Source organism: Nocardia sp. NPDC055002 (assembly GCF_053608825.1).
This window is the reverse complement of sequence record NZ_JBSGWE010000001.1, coordinates 1,382,868-1,399,116: the sequence shown is the minus strand read 5'-3', so window position 1 is coordinate 1,399,116 and position 16,249 is coordinate 1,382,868. Positions and strand designations below refer to the sequence as shown.

Below are 16,249 nucleotides of genomic sequence, written 5' to 3'. Positions count from 1 at the left end.
CCAGAGGTCGGTAATCGCCACGATCGCCGCGGTGGTGGGCTTCTACGTTGACACCAACGGTCAAATGCCACAGGCCGGTCGAGCCGGAGGAAATTGCGTGTCGGATATTGCCATTGTCGGAATCGGATGTCGGTTCGCGGGCGGAATCGATTCCCCGGAATCGTTCTGGGACTTTATCGTCGACAAGCGCGACGGCGTCGTGGAGATGCCCGCCGATCGCTGGGATTGGCGCCGCTACTACGACCCCGAACCGCGGACCCCGGGGCGCAGCTACACCAAACACGGCGCCTTCATGACCAACGATCCGTGGGAGTTCGATCCCGACTTCTTCGGGATCTCACCGCGTGAGGCCACGGTGCTCGACCCGCAGCAGCGGTTGATGCTCGAGGTGACCTGGGAGGCCCTCGACGACGCCGGGATCGCGGGGCGCTCGGCCGGCGCGCAGGTGGGGGTCTATGTGGGCGGCTTCGTCGTCGACCAGTCGGTGATCGGCGTGGTGGGCCCCGCGCTGTTCCACACCGACATGCACACCCCGGCCAGCGCCTCCTACACGATGCTGTCCAACCGCATCGCCTACGCGCTGAACCTGATCGGTCCGGCGATCACCGTCGACACCGCGTGCTCGTCGTCGCTGGTCGCGCTGCACCTGGCCTGCCAGGCGCTGGAGAACGACGACTGCGCGGTCGCGCTGGCGGGCGGGGTCAATGTGATGCTGCAGCCGGAAACGTTCGTGCTCATGTGCAAAGGCGGCTTCCTGGCCACCGACGGCCGCTGCAAGTCCTTCGACGCGTCCGCCGACGGCTACGGTCGCGGTGAAGGCGCGGGAATGGTGGCGCTGAAGAAGCTCGACGACGCTGTCCGCGACGGTGATCGCGTGTACGCGGTGATCAAGGCCACCGGGTCGAATCAGGACGGGCGAACGACCGCGATCACGGTGCCGAACGCCGATTCGCAGGAGGCGCTGGCCCGCACCGTGTGCGAACGCTCGGGCCTGGCGCCCGACGAGATCACCTATCTGGAGGCGCACGGCACGGGCACGCTGGTCGGTGATCCGGTCGAATTGCGCGCTCTCGGCCGGGTTTTCGGTGCCGCGTCCGGGCGCAGCGGCACCATCGGCGTCGGCTCGGTGAAAGCCACGATCGGTCACACCGAGGCCGCCGCGGGCGTGGCCAGCGTGATCAAAGCCGCACTGGCACTGCGGCATCGCACGTTGCCGCCGCAGGGCTGGCTCAACGATCCGAACCCCGACATCGCGTTCGACGAGCTGGGCTTGCACATCCAGACCGAGGCGCAACCGCTGCCCGCCGACGCCGCGCCGATGTCGGTGGCGGTCAACGGGTTCGGCTACGGCGGCACCAATGCCCACGCGATCCTGCAGGAGTTCCGCGCGCCCGAATCGCCGACCGAACCGGCCCGCCACCTCGGCATTCTGCCCATCTCGGCCCGCAGTACGGGTGCCGCGCGTGCGTTGGCCGGCCGGTTCGCCGACCTGATCTCCGCGGGGGCCGACCCGGACCGGCTGGCCGAAGCGGCGTGGACCCGGATGGCGCACCACCCGTTCCGCACCGGTGTACTCCTCGACGGTTCCACCGACGACCTGGTCCGTGAACTGCACGAGTACGCATCGGGTACCGGGCGCGACGCCGGCCGCACGGTGTCCTCCAGCGCCGCCGAGCCGGTGTTCGTCTTCTCCGGTATGGGACCGCAGCACTGGAAGATGGCTCGCGGTCTGCTCGCCGCCGGTGGGGTGTTCGCCGAGACCGCCGAGGAGATCGACGCGGAATTCCGCGCGATCGCGGGCTGGTCGATCATCGAGGAGCTGAGCAAGCCGGAGGACGAGTCCCGGGTGACCAGCACCGAGGTCGCGCAGCCCGCGAACTTCCTCGTCCAAGTGGGTCTGGTACGCGAGCTGGCCGAATACGGCATCGTCCCCGCGGCCATCGTCGGACACAGTGTGGGTGAGGTGTCGGCGGCGTATGTCAGCGGCATGCTGACGCTGCGCGAAGCGGTGCGGGTGGCCTATCACCGAGCGCGACTGCAGGCCACGACCGCCGGAACCGGCGGGATGCTCGCCGTCGGCTTGACCAAGGAACAGGCCGACGCGCTCGTCGCCGACGATGCGCGCGTCGACATCGCCGCGATCAACAGCCCCACCTCCCTGACCCTGTCCGGCGACGTCGACCGTCTCGACGAGATCGCCGAGAAGCTCACGGAGGACGGCATATTCGCGCGGCGACTGCGGGTAGAGGTGCCGTATCACAGTCGCCTGATGGACCCGATCCACGACGAACTGCGCACGGCGCTCGCCGATCTGGCGCCGCAGGCGCCCACGGTGGCGCTGTACTCCTCGGTGACGGGGGAACTCGTCACCGACGGCGACTGGGACGCCGAGTACTGGTGGTCGAATGTCCGTCAGCCGGTGCGGTTCTTCGCCGCGGTCGGGAGCTTGATCGCCGCGGGCAACCGGATCTTCCTCGAGGTCGGCCCCCACCCGGTGCTGTCGGGCAATATCCGCGAGGCCCTGGTCGACGCGGACGTGAACGGCACCACCGTGCCCACCCTCGACCGCGAGCAGACCGATTCGCACAGCATCCGGCGCACCCTCATCGGCCTGCATGCCGCCGGGGTACTCGACCGTGAACTGCTGTTCCCCGCCGAGCGTGGCGTCACCGCGCACGTACCGCTGCCGCGCTATCCCTGGCAGCGCACCCGCCTGCACTCGGCGCTGCCACTGTTCGAGCAGGCCCGCCTCGGCACACCCGGCGGGCACGCGATGCTCGGCGACCCCGATGTGGAGGGCCGCCCCGAGTGGCTGCTGCAGGTGGGCACCGAATTGCTGCCGTGGCTGGCCGACCATGTCGTCAACGGCGTCAAGATCATGCCCGGCGCGGCGTACCTGGATGCCGCGCTGAGTGCCACCGCCGCGCGGATCGGCAGCAAACAGGTTGCGCTGGAGGGCGTTCGGTTCGTCGCGCCGCTGATCATGGGTGCCCCCGATGTGCCGTTGGTCGCGATGAGCGTCGAGGAGGCCAGCGGTCGCTTCATGATCAGATCGCGCAGCGCGACCGGAACAGCGTGGACGGTGCACTCGACCGGGCGCACGCTGACCGGCAGTCACGAGCAGACCGAAGTCGAGGTGCCCACCATCGAGGTCGGTGTCGATGTCGACCCGGCGATGTTCTACGCGGGCCTGGCCTCGGCCGGGCTGCAATACGGTCCGACGTTCCAGCGGGTGACCTCCGTGCGGGTGGGACGCGACGTGGTGCTGGCCACCGTCGACGGGAGCATCGCCGAAGACTCGCGACATCTGGCGCATCCGGCCGTCGTCGACGCCGCGATGCAGTGCGCGGCCATGCTTTTCACCGACGAACGGATCAACGAGGGCGTCATGGTGCCCGTCGGGGTGAACGCGGTGCGGCTGCTCGCCGAACTCCCCGCGGAGATCACCGTCATCGCCCGCCGTGACCCCGGTGCCCGCCTGCGCGCCGATGTCGACCTGCTCGACCGGGACCGAAACCTGGTGGCGCGGTTGACCGGCCTGCAGATCGGTGCGCTCAAGCCCGGTGACAGCCCGCTGCACCGGATGGCCGACTTCTACTACACCGAGGTGCTCGAAGAGCGTGACCCGATCGACCCCGCGGCACTGGCCGAAGCCGGGTCGGTGTCGACGGTGATCGTCGCGCTCGGTGACAGCCCGCGCACCGCCGAACTGGCCGCCGCGATCCCGGGGTCGCGGGTGCTGCTCGTCGACCCGCACAGCGACGAACTGGAATCGGAGCTCGTCGCGAATCTGGAGGCGGCGAAAGCCGACGCAACGCAGCGCACCCACGTCTGTGTCGTGGTCGGTGCGGGCACCGACGATGTCGCCGACCTGTGGACGCTCAAGCGCGTCGCGGTCGCGGTGTCGGAGTACGTCACCCCGACCGTGGAAGGGGCCCCGCCGCAGATCAGCTTCGGTGACGGCAACGTCCACGCCACGCTGGTCACCGAATCGGCTTTCACGGTTCCCGGCAGCGATGTCGCACCGGACCCGCGCCAGGCCGCGCTCGCCGGTGGCCGCCGGGTGCTGCTCAACGAGCAGACCCCGCTGCGCTGGCGATTGGTCGACACCGAACCCGGCACCACCGTCGCCGAACTCGTCGCCGAACTGGGTGTGCCCGGTGCCTTCACCTTCGACAACAGCGACGAGGTGCTGCTGCGCGACGGCCGGCGCTGGGCGCCGATGGTGAGCAAGCCGCTACCCGAGCGGATCGACGAGCTCGAGACGTCGCACCCGCTGGCCGATCCGGCGGCGAACTTCGAGCTGGATATGCCACGTACGCGCGTGCTCTCGCAGGTGGCATGGCGTGAATGCCCACGTCCGGAGCCGGCCGCGGGCCAGATCGAGGTCGCGATGGCGGTGATCGGATTGAACTACAAGGATCCGCTCAAGGTCATCGGCCTGCTCGGCGAACGCGAACTCGCGCCGACGTATTTCGGCACCGTGCCCGGTATGGAGGGCATCGGCACCGTGGTCCGGGTCGGCGCCGAGGTTACCGACGTCGCGGTCGGCGACAAGGTCGCGGTGGCATCCAAGGGCATGATGCGCCGATTCGCCGTCGTCGATCGGGCGCTGGCGGTGATCGTGCCCGCCGACACCGATCCCGGCTACTGCACCAGCACCATCGCCTTCGGCACGGCCGAATACGCCCTGCACGACCTGGCCCGCCTCGAACCGGGCGAGACTGTGCTGATCCACGGTGCGGCAGGCGGCGTCGGCACCGCGGCCATCCAGGTGGCCAAGTCCATCGGCGCCCGCATCATCGGCACCGCGAGCTCGCCCGAGCGGCGCGAACACGTCCTGGCCATGGGCGCGGATTTCGCGGTGAACTCGCGTTCGCTCAACTTCGTCGACGACGTCCTCGCGCTGACCGGCGGCGCCGGTGCCGACGTGATCGTCAGCAGCGCACCCGGCGAGATCCTGCGCCAGAACTTCAACGCCGCAGCCGAATTCGGTCGCATCGTCGAGGTCGGCAAGGCCGATATCTACACCGGTGGTCTGCTGGAACTGGCCAACTTCGACAAGAACCTCGCCTACTACTCGATGGATCTGGATCGCCTGGTCGCGGTGCGCCCGCAACGGCTGTCGCGACTGCTGGAGCGGGTGTTCGAGAAGGTCACCGAAGGCGTCTACACCCCGCTGCCGTACCAGATGTTCGAGACACACGAGGTGAGCCAGGCGTTCGAGGAGACACTGCGGTCCTCGCGTGTCGGCCGGGTCGCCCTGCGGATGGACGACCCGCTGCCGCCCGTGCGGCCCTCGCTGCCGCCGCTCGACATCGACAGTGCCGGAAACTATCTCATCACCGGCGGGTTCGGTGGATTCGGGATGGCGATCGGCCGCTGGCTGGCGCTGCGCGGTGCGCGCAGGCTGGTGCTGGTCGGGCGCAGCGGCGCCGCGACCGAGACGGCGCGCCGCCAGCTCGAGGTGTGGCGCGCGGTGGGCATCGAGGTGATCGAAGAACACGCCGACGTCACCGATGCCGCCGCCGTCGCCGCGATCGTCGCCCGCGCGCACAGTGCACAACACCCGTTGCGCGGGGTGTTCCACGCCGCGGGCGCGGTCGCCGACAACCGGCTCGCCAGCATGGCGCGCGACGAGCTCGACCGGGTCTATCGCCCCAAAGTCCATGGCGCACAGGTGATCCACCAGGCGGTAGCGGACGCGGGTATCACCCTCGACATGTTCGTGCTGTGCTCCTCGGGCGGCTCGATGTACGGGATCTACGGTCAATACAACTACTGCGCCGCCAACGTCGCCGTCGAAACATTGGCCCGGCGCTGGGCCGCCGAGGGGGAGCGCGCACTGTGCATCGGCTGGGGCCACCTGTCCGGCGCCTCGGGCGGCATGGCATCGGATGAAACCGCCGAAAAGTATCTGGACCTGGTGGGTTTCGGTCCGATCGACATGGCCGACGCCACCGCCTACCTCGAACAGACCCTGCGCCTCGGCGTGACGAACGCGGCGATCATTCCCACCGACTGGGCGAAACTGACCGGAACCTTCCCGCAGCTGGTGCGCACCGGCCGCACCGCCGCGCTGGCGCAATCCTCGGCCAAGGACACCTCCGAATTGGCCAAGCTCCGCGCCGAACTCGCCGCGATGGACGAAGCCAAGCGCGGACCCGCGATCGCCCGCAAGATGGCCGACGAACTCGCCGTGGTCATGGGGGTGCCGGTCGAGTCGATCGACATGACGGTGCCCGTACCGGAGTTGGGGCTCGACTCGTTGATGGCGGTCGAACTGGGCGCGCGGGTCACCAAGACGCTCGGCATCGACCTGATGTCGATGCAGATGGGCCGATCGTTCAGTTTGGAACAGGCGGGCCCGAAGGTCGCGGAGCTGATCCTGGCCTCCGAACCCGCTGTCACACCGCCACTTCCGGAGGTGGCGCCCGGCGAATCCGCCCCGCCGATCGTCGAGGTGCCCGACCAGTGGACCGTCGAGCGGCCGGCGGAAGTCTCGATGGCGGGATCGCACTGATGGTCGACTTCGGTTTGATCGACGAATGGCGCCCGGCGCCCGGTCGGCTCGTCACCTGGTTCGCCTCGGCGGACTCGGTCGCGCGCGCGGCCAGGGCGCCGGTCCATCCGGCACCGCCCTCGCTCCAGCAGGAGCAGTACCTGCGCCTGGCCGACCGGCACGCTGGCGCGGACTTCCGGTTCTCGGGCCTGTGCCTGGTCACCGCCGAGATCCCCACCGGTGACCTCGACCGCGACGCGATCACCCGGGCGATCCACGCATTCCTGCTGCGCCACGACACCTTTCGCACCTGGTTCGCCGTCGAAGCCGGTGGCAGCGTGCGGCGACATCTGGTGCCCGAAGCCGATGTCGAGTTCGTGCCGGTCGACTACGGCTCCATCGACGACCCCGAGGCGATCTGCCGGCACGTGGAGAAGACGACACCCGGCCCGTTCCAGTGGGATTGCTTCACGTTCGGCACCATCGAGCACGGCGATTCGACCACCGTGTACCTGGCCGTCGACCACCTGCACACCGACGGTCTCGGGCAGTACCTGTCCGCGGCCGACTTCGCCCAGCTCTACGCCGCGCAGCTGTGGGACGAGGCCGAACCGCTCGCGCCCGCGGCGAGCTATCTCGACTACTGCCGCAACGAGCGGTTCTTCAGCGATCAGCAGAGCCTGTCTTCGCCAGGTGTGAAGAAATGGCTGGCACTGTTGGGCGGCAACGACAACAAGCTTCCGGTCTTCCCCCTCGACCTCGGCAAGAAGACCGACGGATACCATCGCAGCGCCCACCGCAGCGTCGTGCTGTTCGACGACGACGAGGCCGATCGATTCGAAGAGGTCTGCCGTGCCAACGGCGCCGAATTCGTCGGCGGTGTGTTCGCCGCGGCCGCACTGGCCGAACGCGAGCTGGTCGGCTCGGACTACTACTTCGGCATGACCCCGGTGAGCACCAGGACCTCGGCGGCCGAGAACAATTCGGTGGGCTGGTACGTGACGCTCGTTCCGGTCGCGTTCCCGCTCAGCGAACGCACCACGGTCGCCCGCGCGCTAGCGCTCGCGCAGCGGGCCTACGACAGCGGACTCCTGCTGGCGCCCACTTCTTTTCACCGTGTTCTCGATCTGCTGCCCCCCGATTCCGAGATCAAGGCCGAGCCGGGGTGGGTCACCCCGATGATCTCGTTCATCGACGCCAGGGACTTTCTGGGCAACGAGCTGTTCGACAGCATGAACGCCGGGGTCTTCGCCAACCGCGCTGCCTCCGAGGAAGCACTCATCTGGATCAACCGGCTACCGGGCCGGACGTCGCTGAGCGTCATCTTCCCCGACACCGCGATCGCGCAGGAGTCGGTGCGCCGCTACCTGGCCACCATGAAGTCCGTATTCGAAGCCATCATCGACAGCGCCGCGGAGCACCCATGATCCGAGAAGAATTCGTCCCGACCATCTTTCGTGACCCCGGCATTCCCGATGGCGAGAAGTCGAGATACCGCGTCGGCATCACCGGCGAGCCCGGCGGCTTCGAGATATCGCACGTCGTCGTGCACGACCGGGGCGGCTACCACACGACACTCGAGGCGAGCCCGGAGGACAAGAGCGGGCGCGACCGCGAACTGGTGATGACCGTCGAACAGCGCATAGGGCGTATCGACGGGCGACTGCACGCGGAAAGCTATCGCGCGCAGACCCGGTCGGGATCGACGGTGGTTTCGCGCGAGGAAGTGAATTTCGTCGACACCGTGCATCTGCAATTCGGTGGCCTGCCCGGTCCGTTCCCGCCGAATGTGATGCCGATCGCCGGTGGGCTGACGATGCTGCGCGGATTGGACTTCGCCGACGGGCTGGTCGACACGGTCGACGTGTGGCTCGCGGCGTCCGTGCACTGGCCACTGCTCGTCCGGGTGGAGAAGCAGGTCGTCTTCGCGGGACCGGCCGGGGTGTTCCCGTGCTGGCAGGTGCGGTTGCGGCCCGGCTTCGACCAGGTGAACGGGATGCTGGACAAGATGGTCGGCTCGGTCGTGCCGCCGTTCATCGCCCTGTTCGAGGTGGCGGCGCCGCACCGGATGGTGCAGTTGAGTTTCCCGACCCAGATGTCGATGTCGGCCCCGCGCGCCACGATGGAATTGGTCTCGTGAGCGAGACCACCGGGGTCGCGAAGGCTCGGATGCCCGAGCTCGGCGCGTGGCTGGCGTTCGGCGCCTGTCTGATCGCGGTGTTCATGCAGATGATCGACGTGACGATCGTGAACACCGCGCTGCCGAGTCTGACCGCCGACCTCGGTGCGTCCAGGTCGGCGCAGCTGCTGGTGATCTCCGGGTACGCGCTGGCGTTCGCCTGCACCCTGCTCACCGCCGCGCGGATCGGTGCGATGGTCGGCCGGCGCACGATGTTCCTGGTGTCGGTGGTCGCTTTCACCGCGGCATCCGTGTGGTGTGGATTGGCCTCCGGCCCTACCGAACTCGTGCTCGCGCGGGTGGTCCAAGGTGCGGCGGGGGCGGGGATGGCCGCCCAGACGATCGCCATTCTCACAGCCGGTTTTCCGCGCGAGCGCCATCCCCTGGTTTTCGCGCTGTATGGGGGAGTGGCCGGATTCGCCGGGATGCTCGGACCCATCGTGGGCGGCGTGCTGCTCACCATCGATATCGGTGGGTGGGGGTGGCGGTCGGTCTTTCTGATCAACCTGCCGATCGGGCTGTTCGCGTTCGCGTTGGCCTGGAAATCCCTGGACCGGAGCAGTCCGGGCGGTCGTCACCAACTCGATCTGGTCGGTGCCGCGCTGTCCGGGCTCGGCTTGTTCGCGCTGATCGCGGGCCTGGCTCAGATCCAGGAGCACGGGTGGCGGCTCGACCTGCTCGCCGTCACCGGCGCCGGGCTCGTGCTGACGGCGGCGTTCCTCGCCCAGCAACGCACCCGCACCGCCCGCGGCGCCAACCCGCTCGTGCGCCTCGACCTGTTCGGCAACCACGGCTTCCGGATCGGCTCGGTGCTGGTCGGCGCGTTCTTCGGGCTGTTCACCGCGTTCGTGTTCGCCGCCTCGATCACCATGCAGGATGTGCTCGGCTACTCGCCGCTGCTCACCGGCATGGTGATGACCCTGTTCGCCCTCGGTGCGGGCGCCGGGGCTCTCGGTTCGCTGATTCTGGTGCCGCGCTGGGATATCCGGGCGCTGGCCGCCGGGATCGCGCTGTTCGGCGGATGTATCGGCGCGGGCGGGGTGTACCTGTATCTGGTCGACGGGGTGGCGAATGCGCTGCTCTGCGCCGGTCCGGTGTTCGCGGCCGGGTTCGGTGTCGGCCTGTTCGGCGTGCAGTTGCAGCCGATGATGCTGTCCGGGTTGGACGCGAATCGGATGGCCGAGTCCTCCGGTGTGCTGCCCACCATCGAACAGGTCGGCAATGCGGTCGGACTCGCGGTGCTGACCACAGTGTTCTTCAGTTCGCACAGCCTCGGCGGCAGCATCATGATGATGGGCGCCATCGCCGCCGTGGCGCTGGTGCTGGCGGTGCTCACCTTGGCGATGCCCTCGCGCGAGCGTCGAGAACAGGCCGCGGTCGGCGTTTCGTAGGGTTTTTGCTGGTCGTCGGCGTGCGGGTGCCGCTGGTTGTCGGACCCCGGTGTCAGACTCTGGCAGGTGAGATGGGCGATAGCGGAGACGGGCGAGGGTGGCGCTCGGTTGTGTCCGCTCGATCAGGACGGTCACCCGGCGGGACCGGTGCTCGACGAGCCCTCGCTCGTCGAGGCGGTGCGCACCCGCCCGGACGTGGAGCGGTGGGTCTGGCGGTCCACGGCCGACATCTACCGCGCGTTGCTGGCAGCGGGCGTATGGGTCGAACGGTGCTACGACGTCCAGGCGGCGGAGTCGTTGCTGATCGGCCACGAGGAAGGACAGGCGGGGCAGGCGCGCTCGCTGGCGGCGGGCTGGGCACGGTTGCACAACCTGGCCGTCCCGCCGGACGCGCCGGTGCGGGCCGCCGAGACGCAGCCGTCGCTGTTCGAGTCGGGCCCGGTGCCACTGCCGCCGGGGATCGACGAGTTCACCGCCCTGCTGGCGGTGTACGCGGGACAGGTCGCGCGCACCGCTCGTGCCGAGCATCCCGAGCGGATGCGACTGCTGCTCGCCGCCGAATCGGCGGGCATGCTCGTCGCCGTCGAGATGGGGCAGCTCGGAATTCCGTGGCGCGCCGACGTCCACCGCGAACTCCTGGATTCGATGCTGGGAGAGCGCTTTCCGGGGGGATCGGAACCGCGGCGGATGGCGGAACTGGCCGAGGAGGTGTCGCGGGCGTTCGGGACAGGAGTCCGAGTCCGGCCCGACCTGCCCGCCGACATCATCAGGGCTTTCGGTCGCGCCGGAATCCTGCTGTCCTCCACCAGGAAATGGGAGCTCCAGCGGATCGACCACCCGGCGGTCGCGCCGCTGCTGGCCTACAAATCGCTGTATCGCCTCTACACCGCGCATGGTTGGTCCTGGCTCGAACAGTGGGTGCACGGCGGACGCTTCCGTCCCGAATACCTACCCGGCGGCACAGTGTCCGGGCGCTGGACCACCAACGGTGGTGGCGCACTACAGATTCCGAAGATCGTCCGGCAAGCGATCCGGGCCGACCCCGGGTGGTCGCTGGTGGTCGCCGACGCCGACCAGATGGAGCCACGGATCCTCGCGGCGATCTCGCGCGACCCAGGGCTGATGGAAGTGGCCGGTCGTGGCGAGGACCTCTACGCGGACCTGGCCGCCCGCGGATTCGGCGGCGATCGCGATCAAGCCAAGATCGCGCTACTCGGCGCCATCTACGGCCAGACCTCCGGCGACGCTCTGACCCACCTCGCGGGCCTGCGCCGGCGCTATCCCGCCGCCGTGGCCTACGTCGACGACGCCGCGCGCGCCGGCGAGGAAGGCCGTCTCGTCCGCACCTGGTTGGGGCGTACCTGCACACCGCTGTCGGTCGCGCTCGACGACGCGGACCCGCCCCAGGAGCCCCGCACCGAGTTCGGCGCCGATTCCGCCGCCCGTGCCCGTGGCCGCTTCACCCGCAACTTCGTGGTGCAGGGCAGCGCCGCCGACTGGGCCCTGCTGGTCCTGGCCGGAATCCGGCACGCGATCCGCGACCTCCGTGCGGAACTGGTCTTCTTCCAGCACGATGAAGTGATCGTGCACTGCCCGACCGAGGAGGCCGCTGTGGTGGCCGAAGCGATCGCCACCGCCGCAGACACCGCGGGCCGGATCGCCTTCGGGCAGACGCCGGTCCGCTTCCCGTTCACCACCGCCGTAGTGCAGTGCTACGGCGATGCCAAGTAGGAACGCCGCCAGATCAGTACTTCCCCCGGGTGGGGTCTAGCGTGGTCGCATGCTCAGTCTCGAACAGCTGGTCACATTCGGCGTGGCGGCCTTGATCATCATCGTGATTCCCGGCCCCAGTGTGGTCTTCGCCATCGGCAGGGCTCTCGCCCACGGCCGGTCCGTCGCATTGGCCAGCGTGGCAGGCAACACCCTGGGCCTGCTCACGGTGCTGGCGCTGGTCTCGGTCGGGCTCGGTGCGATCGTCGCCGAGTCGGCCACGGTGTTCTGGATCGTGAAAATCGCCGGCGCGGCCTACCTGGTCTACCTCGGGGTCAACGCGATCCGGCACCGCGCGGCGTTCGGAGCGGGCGACCTGGACCCGGAACGCTCCGCGTTGCCGTGGCGGACCTCGGTGCGGCAGGGCTTCGTCGTCGGCGCGTCGAACCCGAAGTCGTTCATCCTGGCCGCCGCCGTCGTACCGCAGTTCGTGGATCGAGGCGCCGGGCAAGTCCAGCTTCAGATCTTGCTGCTCGGCCTGATCGCGGTCGCGATCGCCTTGGTGTCGGACAGCCTCTGGGCGGTGCTGGCCGCACGGCTGCGCGACTGGTTCAGCCGGTCGCCGCGACGCGAGGAGACGCTCGGGACCGTCGGGGGCTTGTCGATGATCGGGCTCGGCGTCTCGGTGGCGTTCACCGGCAACCATGCGAAGTAGCGTTGTGACCAGTTCGAACGGCGACACCTGCCGCTCACGGGATTCGGCCGAACGGGGTGAGCTTCCCCCGATCCTGACAGCTCGAGAATGTCGGTCCGTAGATGTCGGTGGGTATCGGTAGCGTCTTGCCCGTGGAAACAGGGGAACGTATCCAAGAACTCGCCGACCGGATGGTGGCGCTGCGCGACGCCTACTACCAGGGAGCGCCGCTGGTCGCCGACGCGGAATTCGATGCGATCGAAGACGAGCTGCGCGCCCTGATCGAGGCGCACCCCGACCTCGCACCGGACCCGAATCCGCTCGAGCAGGTCGGTGCGCCCGCGGTGCTGCACGCCCCGGTCCGGCACTCGCGGCCGATGCTGTCGCTGGAGAAGGCGACCAAGCCCGAGCAGGTCGAGGCGTTCTTCGATCGATTCCCCGGTCAGTCGGTGGTCGTGATGCCCAAGCTCGACGGCTTGTCGCTGGCGCTGGTCTTCGAGAACGGGCGGCTGGCGCGTGCTGTCACCCGCGGTGACGGCACCACCGGTGACGACGTGACCCCACTGGTCCGTGCCCTCGTCGACGGGGTCCCCGAGCGGATCGACCTGCCGGGCCGCGTCGAGGTGCGTGGGGAGGCGGTGATGTTGCGTTCGACCTTCCTGGCCTACAACGCCGCACACCCCGACAAGCCACTGATCAATCCGCGCAATGCCGCGGCGGGCACCCTGCGCGCGAAAGACCCGGCGACCGTGTCGGAACGGCGCTTGCAGTTCTTCGGCTTCGACCTGGATACCGCCGCCGACGACGCCGCGCACGACCTCGGGGAAGGACTGCGGGCGATCGGGGTCGCGGGTGCGCAGATGCGGCTGTGCGCCGACGCCGCGCAGGCCCAGGCGGCGATCACCGAGATCGAGCAGGGCCGCAACGATCTGGACTACGACATCGACGGCGCGGTATTACGGCTGGCCGATCGTGACGCCTACGCGGCGGCCGGAACCCGGTCGAACTCCCCGCGCGGTGCGCTGGCGTTCAAGTTCGCCGCCGAGGAGAAGACCACGCTGCTGCGCGAGGTGATCTGGGATGTCGGCAAGACGGGCAAGATCGTCCCCGTCGCCTGGCTCGAGCCGGTGTTCGTCGGCGGCACAACGGTCACGAAGGCGACGCTGGCGAACCAAGAGGTGATCCGCGCCCGTGACATCAAGGTCGGTGACACGGTGCTGGTGCGCCGCGCCGGTGATGTCATCCCGTTCGTGGCCGGCGTGCTCGACGCCGCCAAGCGCACGGGCGAGGAGCTCGAGATCATCTCGCCCACCGAGTGCCCCTCGTGCGCTCAGCCGGTCATCGAGCAGGGCAACAGCCGAGAACTGTTCTGTACCAACGTCGCCTGTCCCGCCCAAACAGTGCGCAGGCTGATCCACTGGGCCTCGCGCGCGGCGGCCGACATCGACGCCATCGGGGGAGTGTGGATCGAACGCCTCGCCGAGGCAGGCATTCTCGAAAGCCCGTCGGACTTCTACACGCTCACCAAGGAGCGGCTGCTCGAATTCGATCGCATCGGCGAGGTCTCCGCCGCGCGCATGATCGATTCGATCGATGCCAGCCGCCAGGTCGGCCTGCGCCGCGCCCTGATCGGCCTCGCCATCCCGATGGCCTCCGACGGCACCGCCGCGCGCCTGGCCCGGTCGGGCTTCGGCTCCCTCGAAGAGGTTGCCGACGCCGGCGAAGAACGACTGGTCGCGGTAGAGGACATCGGCCCGAAGGTCGCCGCCTCCCTGGTCGCCCACCTGACGCGGTTGCGCCCGGAACTGGACCGCCTGCGCGAGCTCGGTGTGTCCCTGGATGTGCGCGAGGAGGACCTGCCGCCGGTCATCGCGGCAGGCGCACCCCTCGAAGGCAAAACCGTGGTGATCACCGGTGCGATCAGTGACCCACGCTCCGGCGAGAAGGTGGCCCGCCCGACGTTCCAGCGCCTGTGCGAGCAGGCGGGCGCGACGGCGGCCTCCTCGGTCTCGGCGAACACCGACCTGCTCATCACCGGGGCGGGCGTCGGTGACAGCAAGCTGGCGAAGGCCGAGAAGCTCGGGGTCGAGGTCGTCGACCAGGGCGAGATCTGGAAGCTGCTGATCGACGCCAAGATCATCTGACGAGCGCGGCGATGCCTCACTCGGACTGATGGTCGGGGGTTCGGCCGGCGACGAAGTCCTTGGCCCAGCGGTAGTCGGGTTTGCCACTGGGGGAGCGGGAGATCGTGTCCGCTATCCAGATGCGTTTGGGGATCTTGTACCCGGCGAGGTGGGGGCGCAGATGGGTGCGCACGGCGTCGAAGTCCAGGGTGCGGTCGGGGGCGATCGAGATGATCGCCGCCACCTGCTGGCCCCACCGTTCGTGCGCGACACCGATGACGACCGCGTCGTAGATCGCGTCGTGTGACTTCACGACGGCTTCGACCTCCGCGGGGAACACCTTCTCCCCGCCGGTGTTGATCACCATGTTGCCGCGTCCGATCAGGGTGATCGAGCCGTCGGACTCGGCGCGGGCACGGTCGTCGGTGACCACGATGCGGGCACCGTCCACCGTCTTGAACAGCCGGGCGGTGCGTTCGGGGTCGTTGTAGTAGCCGAGCGGGACCGCGCCGGTCTTGGCCAGCCAACCCTCCTCGCCGGCGGCGACGGGCCGTCCGTCCTCGTCGACGACCACCGCCCCGCGCCCGGTCTGCACTCGTGGTCCGCGCGCCGGATCGTCGTCCTTCTGCGCGAAACCGATACCGCCGAAACCGGTTTCGGACGAGCCGATCGAGTCCGACACCATCGACGTCGGAAACTGCTCCAGCAGCGCGTTCTTCACGGGCTGGGACAGCAGCGCGGCCCCGGAGGCGATGACGAGCAGCGAGGAGGCGTCCACCGGCTTCTCGCTGTAGGTGTCGATGAGCGGGCGGGCCATCGCGTCGCCGGTGATGACCATGACGTGCGGCTTGTGGGTAGCCACGGACTGCCAGATCCGCTCCGGGTCGAAGCGCGGCTCGAACAGCACGCTGTTGCCCGACCACAGCGCGTTGAAGGTCGGCATCATGGCCGCGGCGTGGATCAGCGGCGGGAGCACGAACCAGATGGCGGGCACACCCTGGGCGCCGGTCGCGGACTGCTGGAATTCGTCGCGCACCGGTTCACCGCTGTAGAAGTCGACGCCGCCACCGAGCACACGCCACATGTCCTCCTGACGCCACATGACGCCTTTCGGCATGCCGGTGGTGCCGCCGGTGTACATCATGAACAGGTCGTCCGCGGTGCGAGTGACCGAGGGGCGGATCGGGTTTCCCGCCTCGACAAGCTGCTCGTACAGGACCGCGCCGGTCTCGGGGGTACCGACGTCGCGGTCGTCGTCGACACAGATCGACAAGCGCAGCCCCGGAGCGAGCGCGAGGGCCGCGCGGACTGTCTCGGTGTAACAGGCGTGGTACAGCAGGACTTCGAGGTCGGCGTTGTTGTAGACATAGGCCAGCTCGGTCGGCCCGTACCGGTAGTTGATATTGATCGGGACGGCGGCCAGCTTGAAGCACGCGAGCAACGTCTCCATGGTCTCGATGCTGTTGTGCATCTGGAATCCGACGTGCGTGCCGTGGCCGACGCCCGCCTCGGCGAGCTGGTGCGCGAGCCGGTTGGCACGAGTATCGAGTTCCCAAAACGTCACTCGACGATCGCGCTGAATCAGCGCGATCCGATCGGGCATGGCGTCGACGGAGTGTTCGAACAGGTCGGCGAAGTTGTTGGCCATGT

8 protein-coding genes are annotated in these 16,249 nt (G+C 68.8%); 7 read left to right on the top strand and 1 reads right to left on the bottom strand.

What is annotated here, in order from left to right; translation table 11 throughout:
• Positions 1-97: 97 nt before the first annotated feature.
• From ACWF99_RS06645 to ligA, 7 genes are all read left to right on the top strand, one after another.
• Positions 98-6,523: a type I polyketide synthase gene (locus ACWF99_RS06645; RefSeq protein ID WP_452535171.1), complete on the top strand. Its 6,426-nt coding sequence runs from the start codon at positions 98-100 to the stop codon at positions 6,521-6,523.
• Positions 6,523-7,929 carry a condensation domain-containing protein gene (locus ACWF99_RS06640; RefSeq protein WP_378630271.1) on the top strand — a complete coding sequence of 469 codons (1,407 nt, stop codon included), beginning with the start codon at positions 6,523-6,525 and terminating at the stop codon, positions 7,927-7,929. The genes ACWF99_RS06645 and ACWF99_RS06640 overlap by 1 nt, the downstream gene beginning before the upstream one ends.
• A complete protein-coding gene (locus ACWF99_RS06635) occupies positions 7,926-8,642 on the top strand; it encodes a hypothetical protein (protein ID WP_378656901.1) in 717 nt (238 codons plus the stop codon). Before ACWF99_RS06640 ends, ACWF99_RS06635 begins: the two co-directional genes overlap by 4 nt.
• A complete protein-coding gene (locus tag ACWF99_RS06630; protein ID WP_452535169.1) occupies positions 8,639-10,072 on the top strand; it encodes an MFS transporter in 1,434 nt (477 codons plus the stop codon). Before ACWF99_RS06635 ends, ACWF99_RS06630 begins: the two co-directional genes overlap by 4 nt.
• Before the next feature lie 66 nt (positions 10,073-10,138).
• A complete protein-coding gene (locus ACWF99_RS06625; protein ID WP_452535167.1) occupies positions 10,139-11,803 on the top strand; it encodes a bifunctional 3'-5' exonuclease/DNA polymerase in 1,665 nt (554 codons plus the stop codon).
• Between the two features lie 49 nt (positions 11,804-11,852).
• Positions 11,853-12,497: a LysE family translocator gene (locus ACWF99_RS06620; protein ID WP_378630280.1), complete on the top strand. Its 645-nt coding sequence runs from the start codon at positions 11,853-11,855 to the stop codon at positions 12,495-12,497.
• A 131-nt stretch (positions 12,498-12,628) separates the two neighbouring features.
• Complete coding sequence (gene ligA / locus ACWF99_RS06615; RefSeq protein WP_378630283.1) at positions 12,629-14,620, top strand: NAD-dependent DNA ligase LigA; 1,992 nt, start codon at positions 12,629-12,631, stop codon at positions 14,618-14,620.
• A gap of 16 nt (positions 14,621-14,636) precedes the next feature.
• Here the strand turns inward: ligA and ACWF99_RS06610 are convergent, their stop codons facing one another.
• Positions 14,637-16,247 (bottom strand): acyl-CoA synthetase, encoded by a 1,611-nt coding sequence (locus ACWF99_RS06610; RefSeq protein WP_452535165.1) that lies wholly within the window; start codon positions 16,245-16,247, stop codon positions 14,637-14,639.
• Positions 16,248-16,249 lie beyond the last annotated feature (2 nt).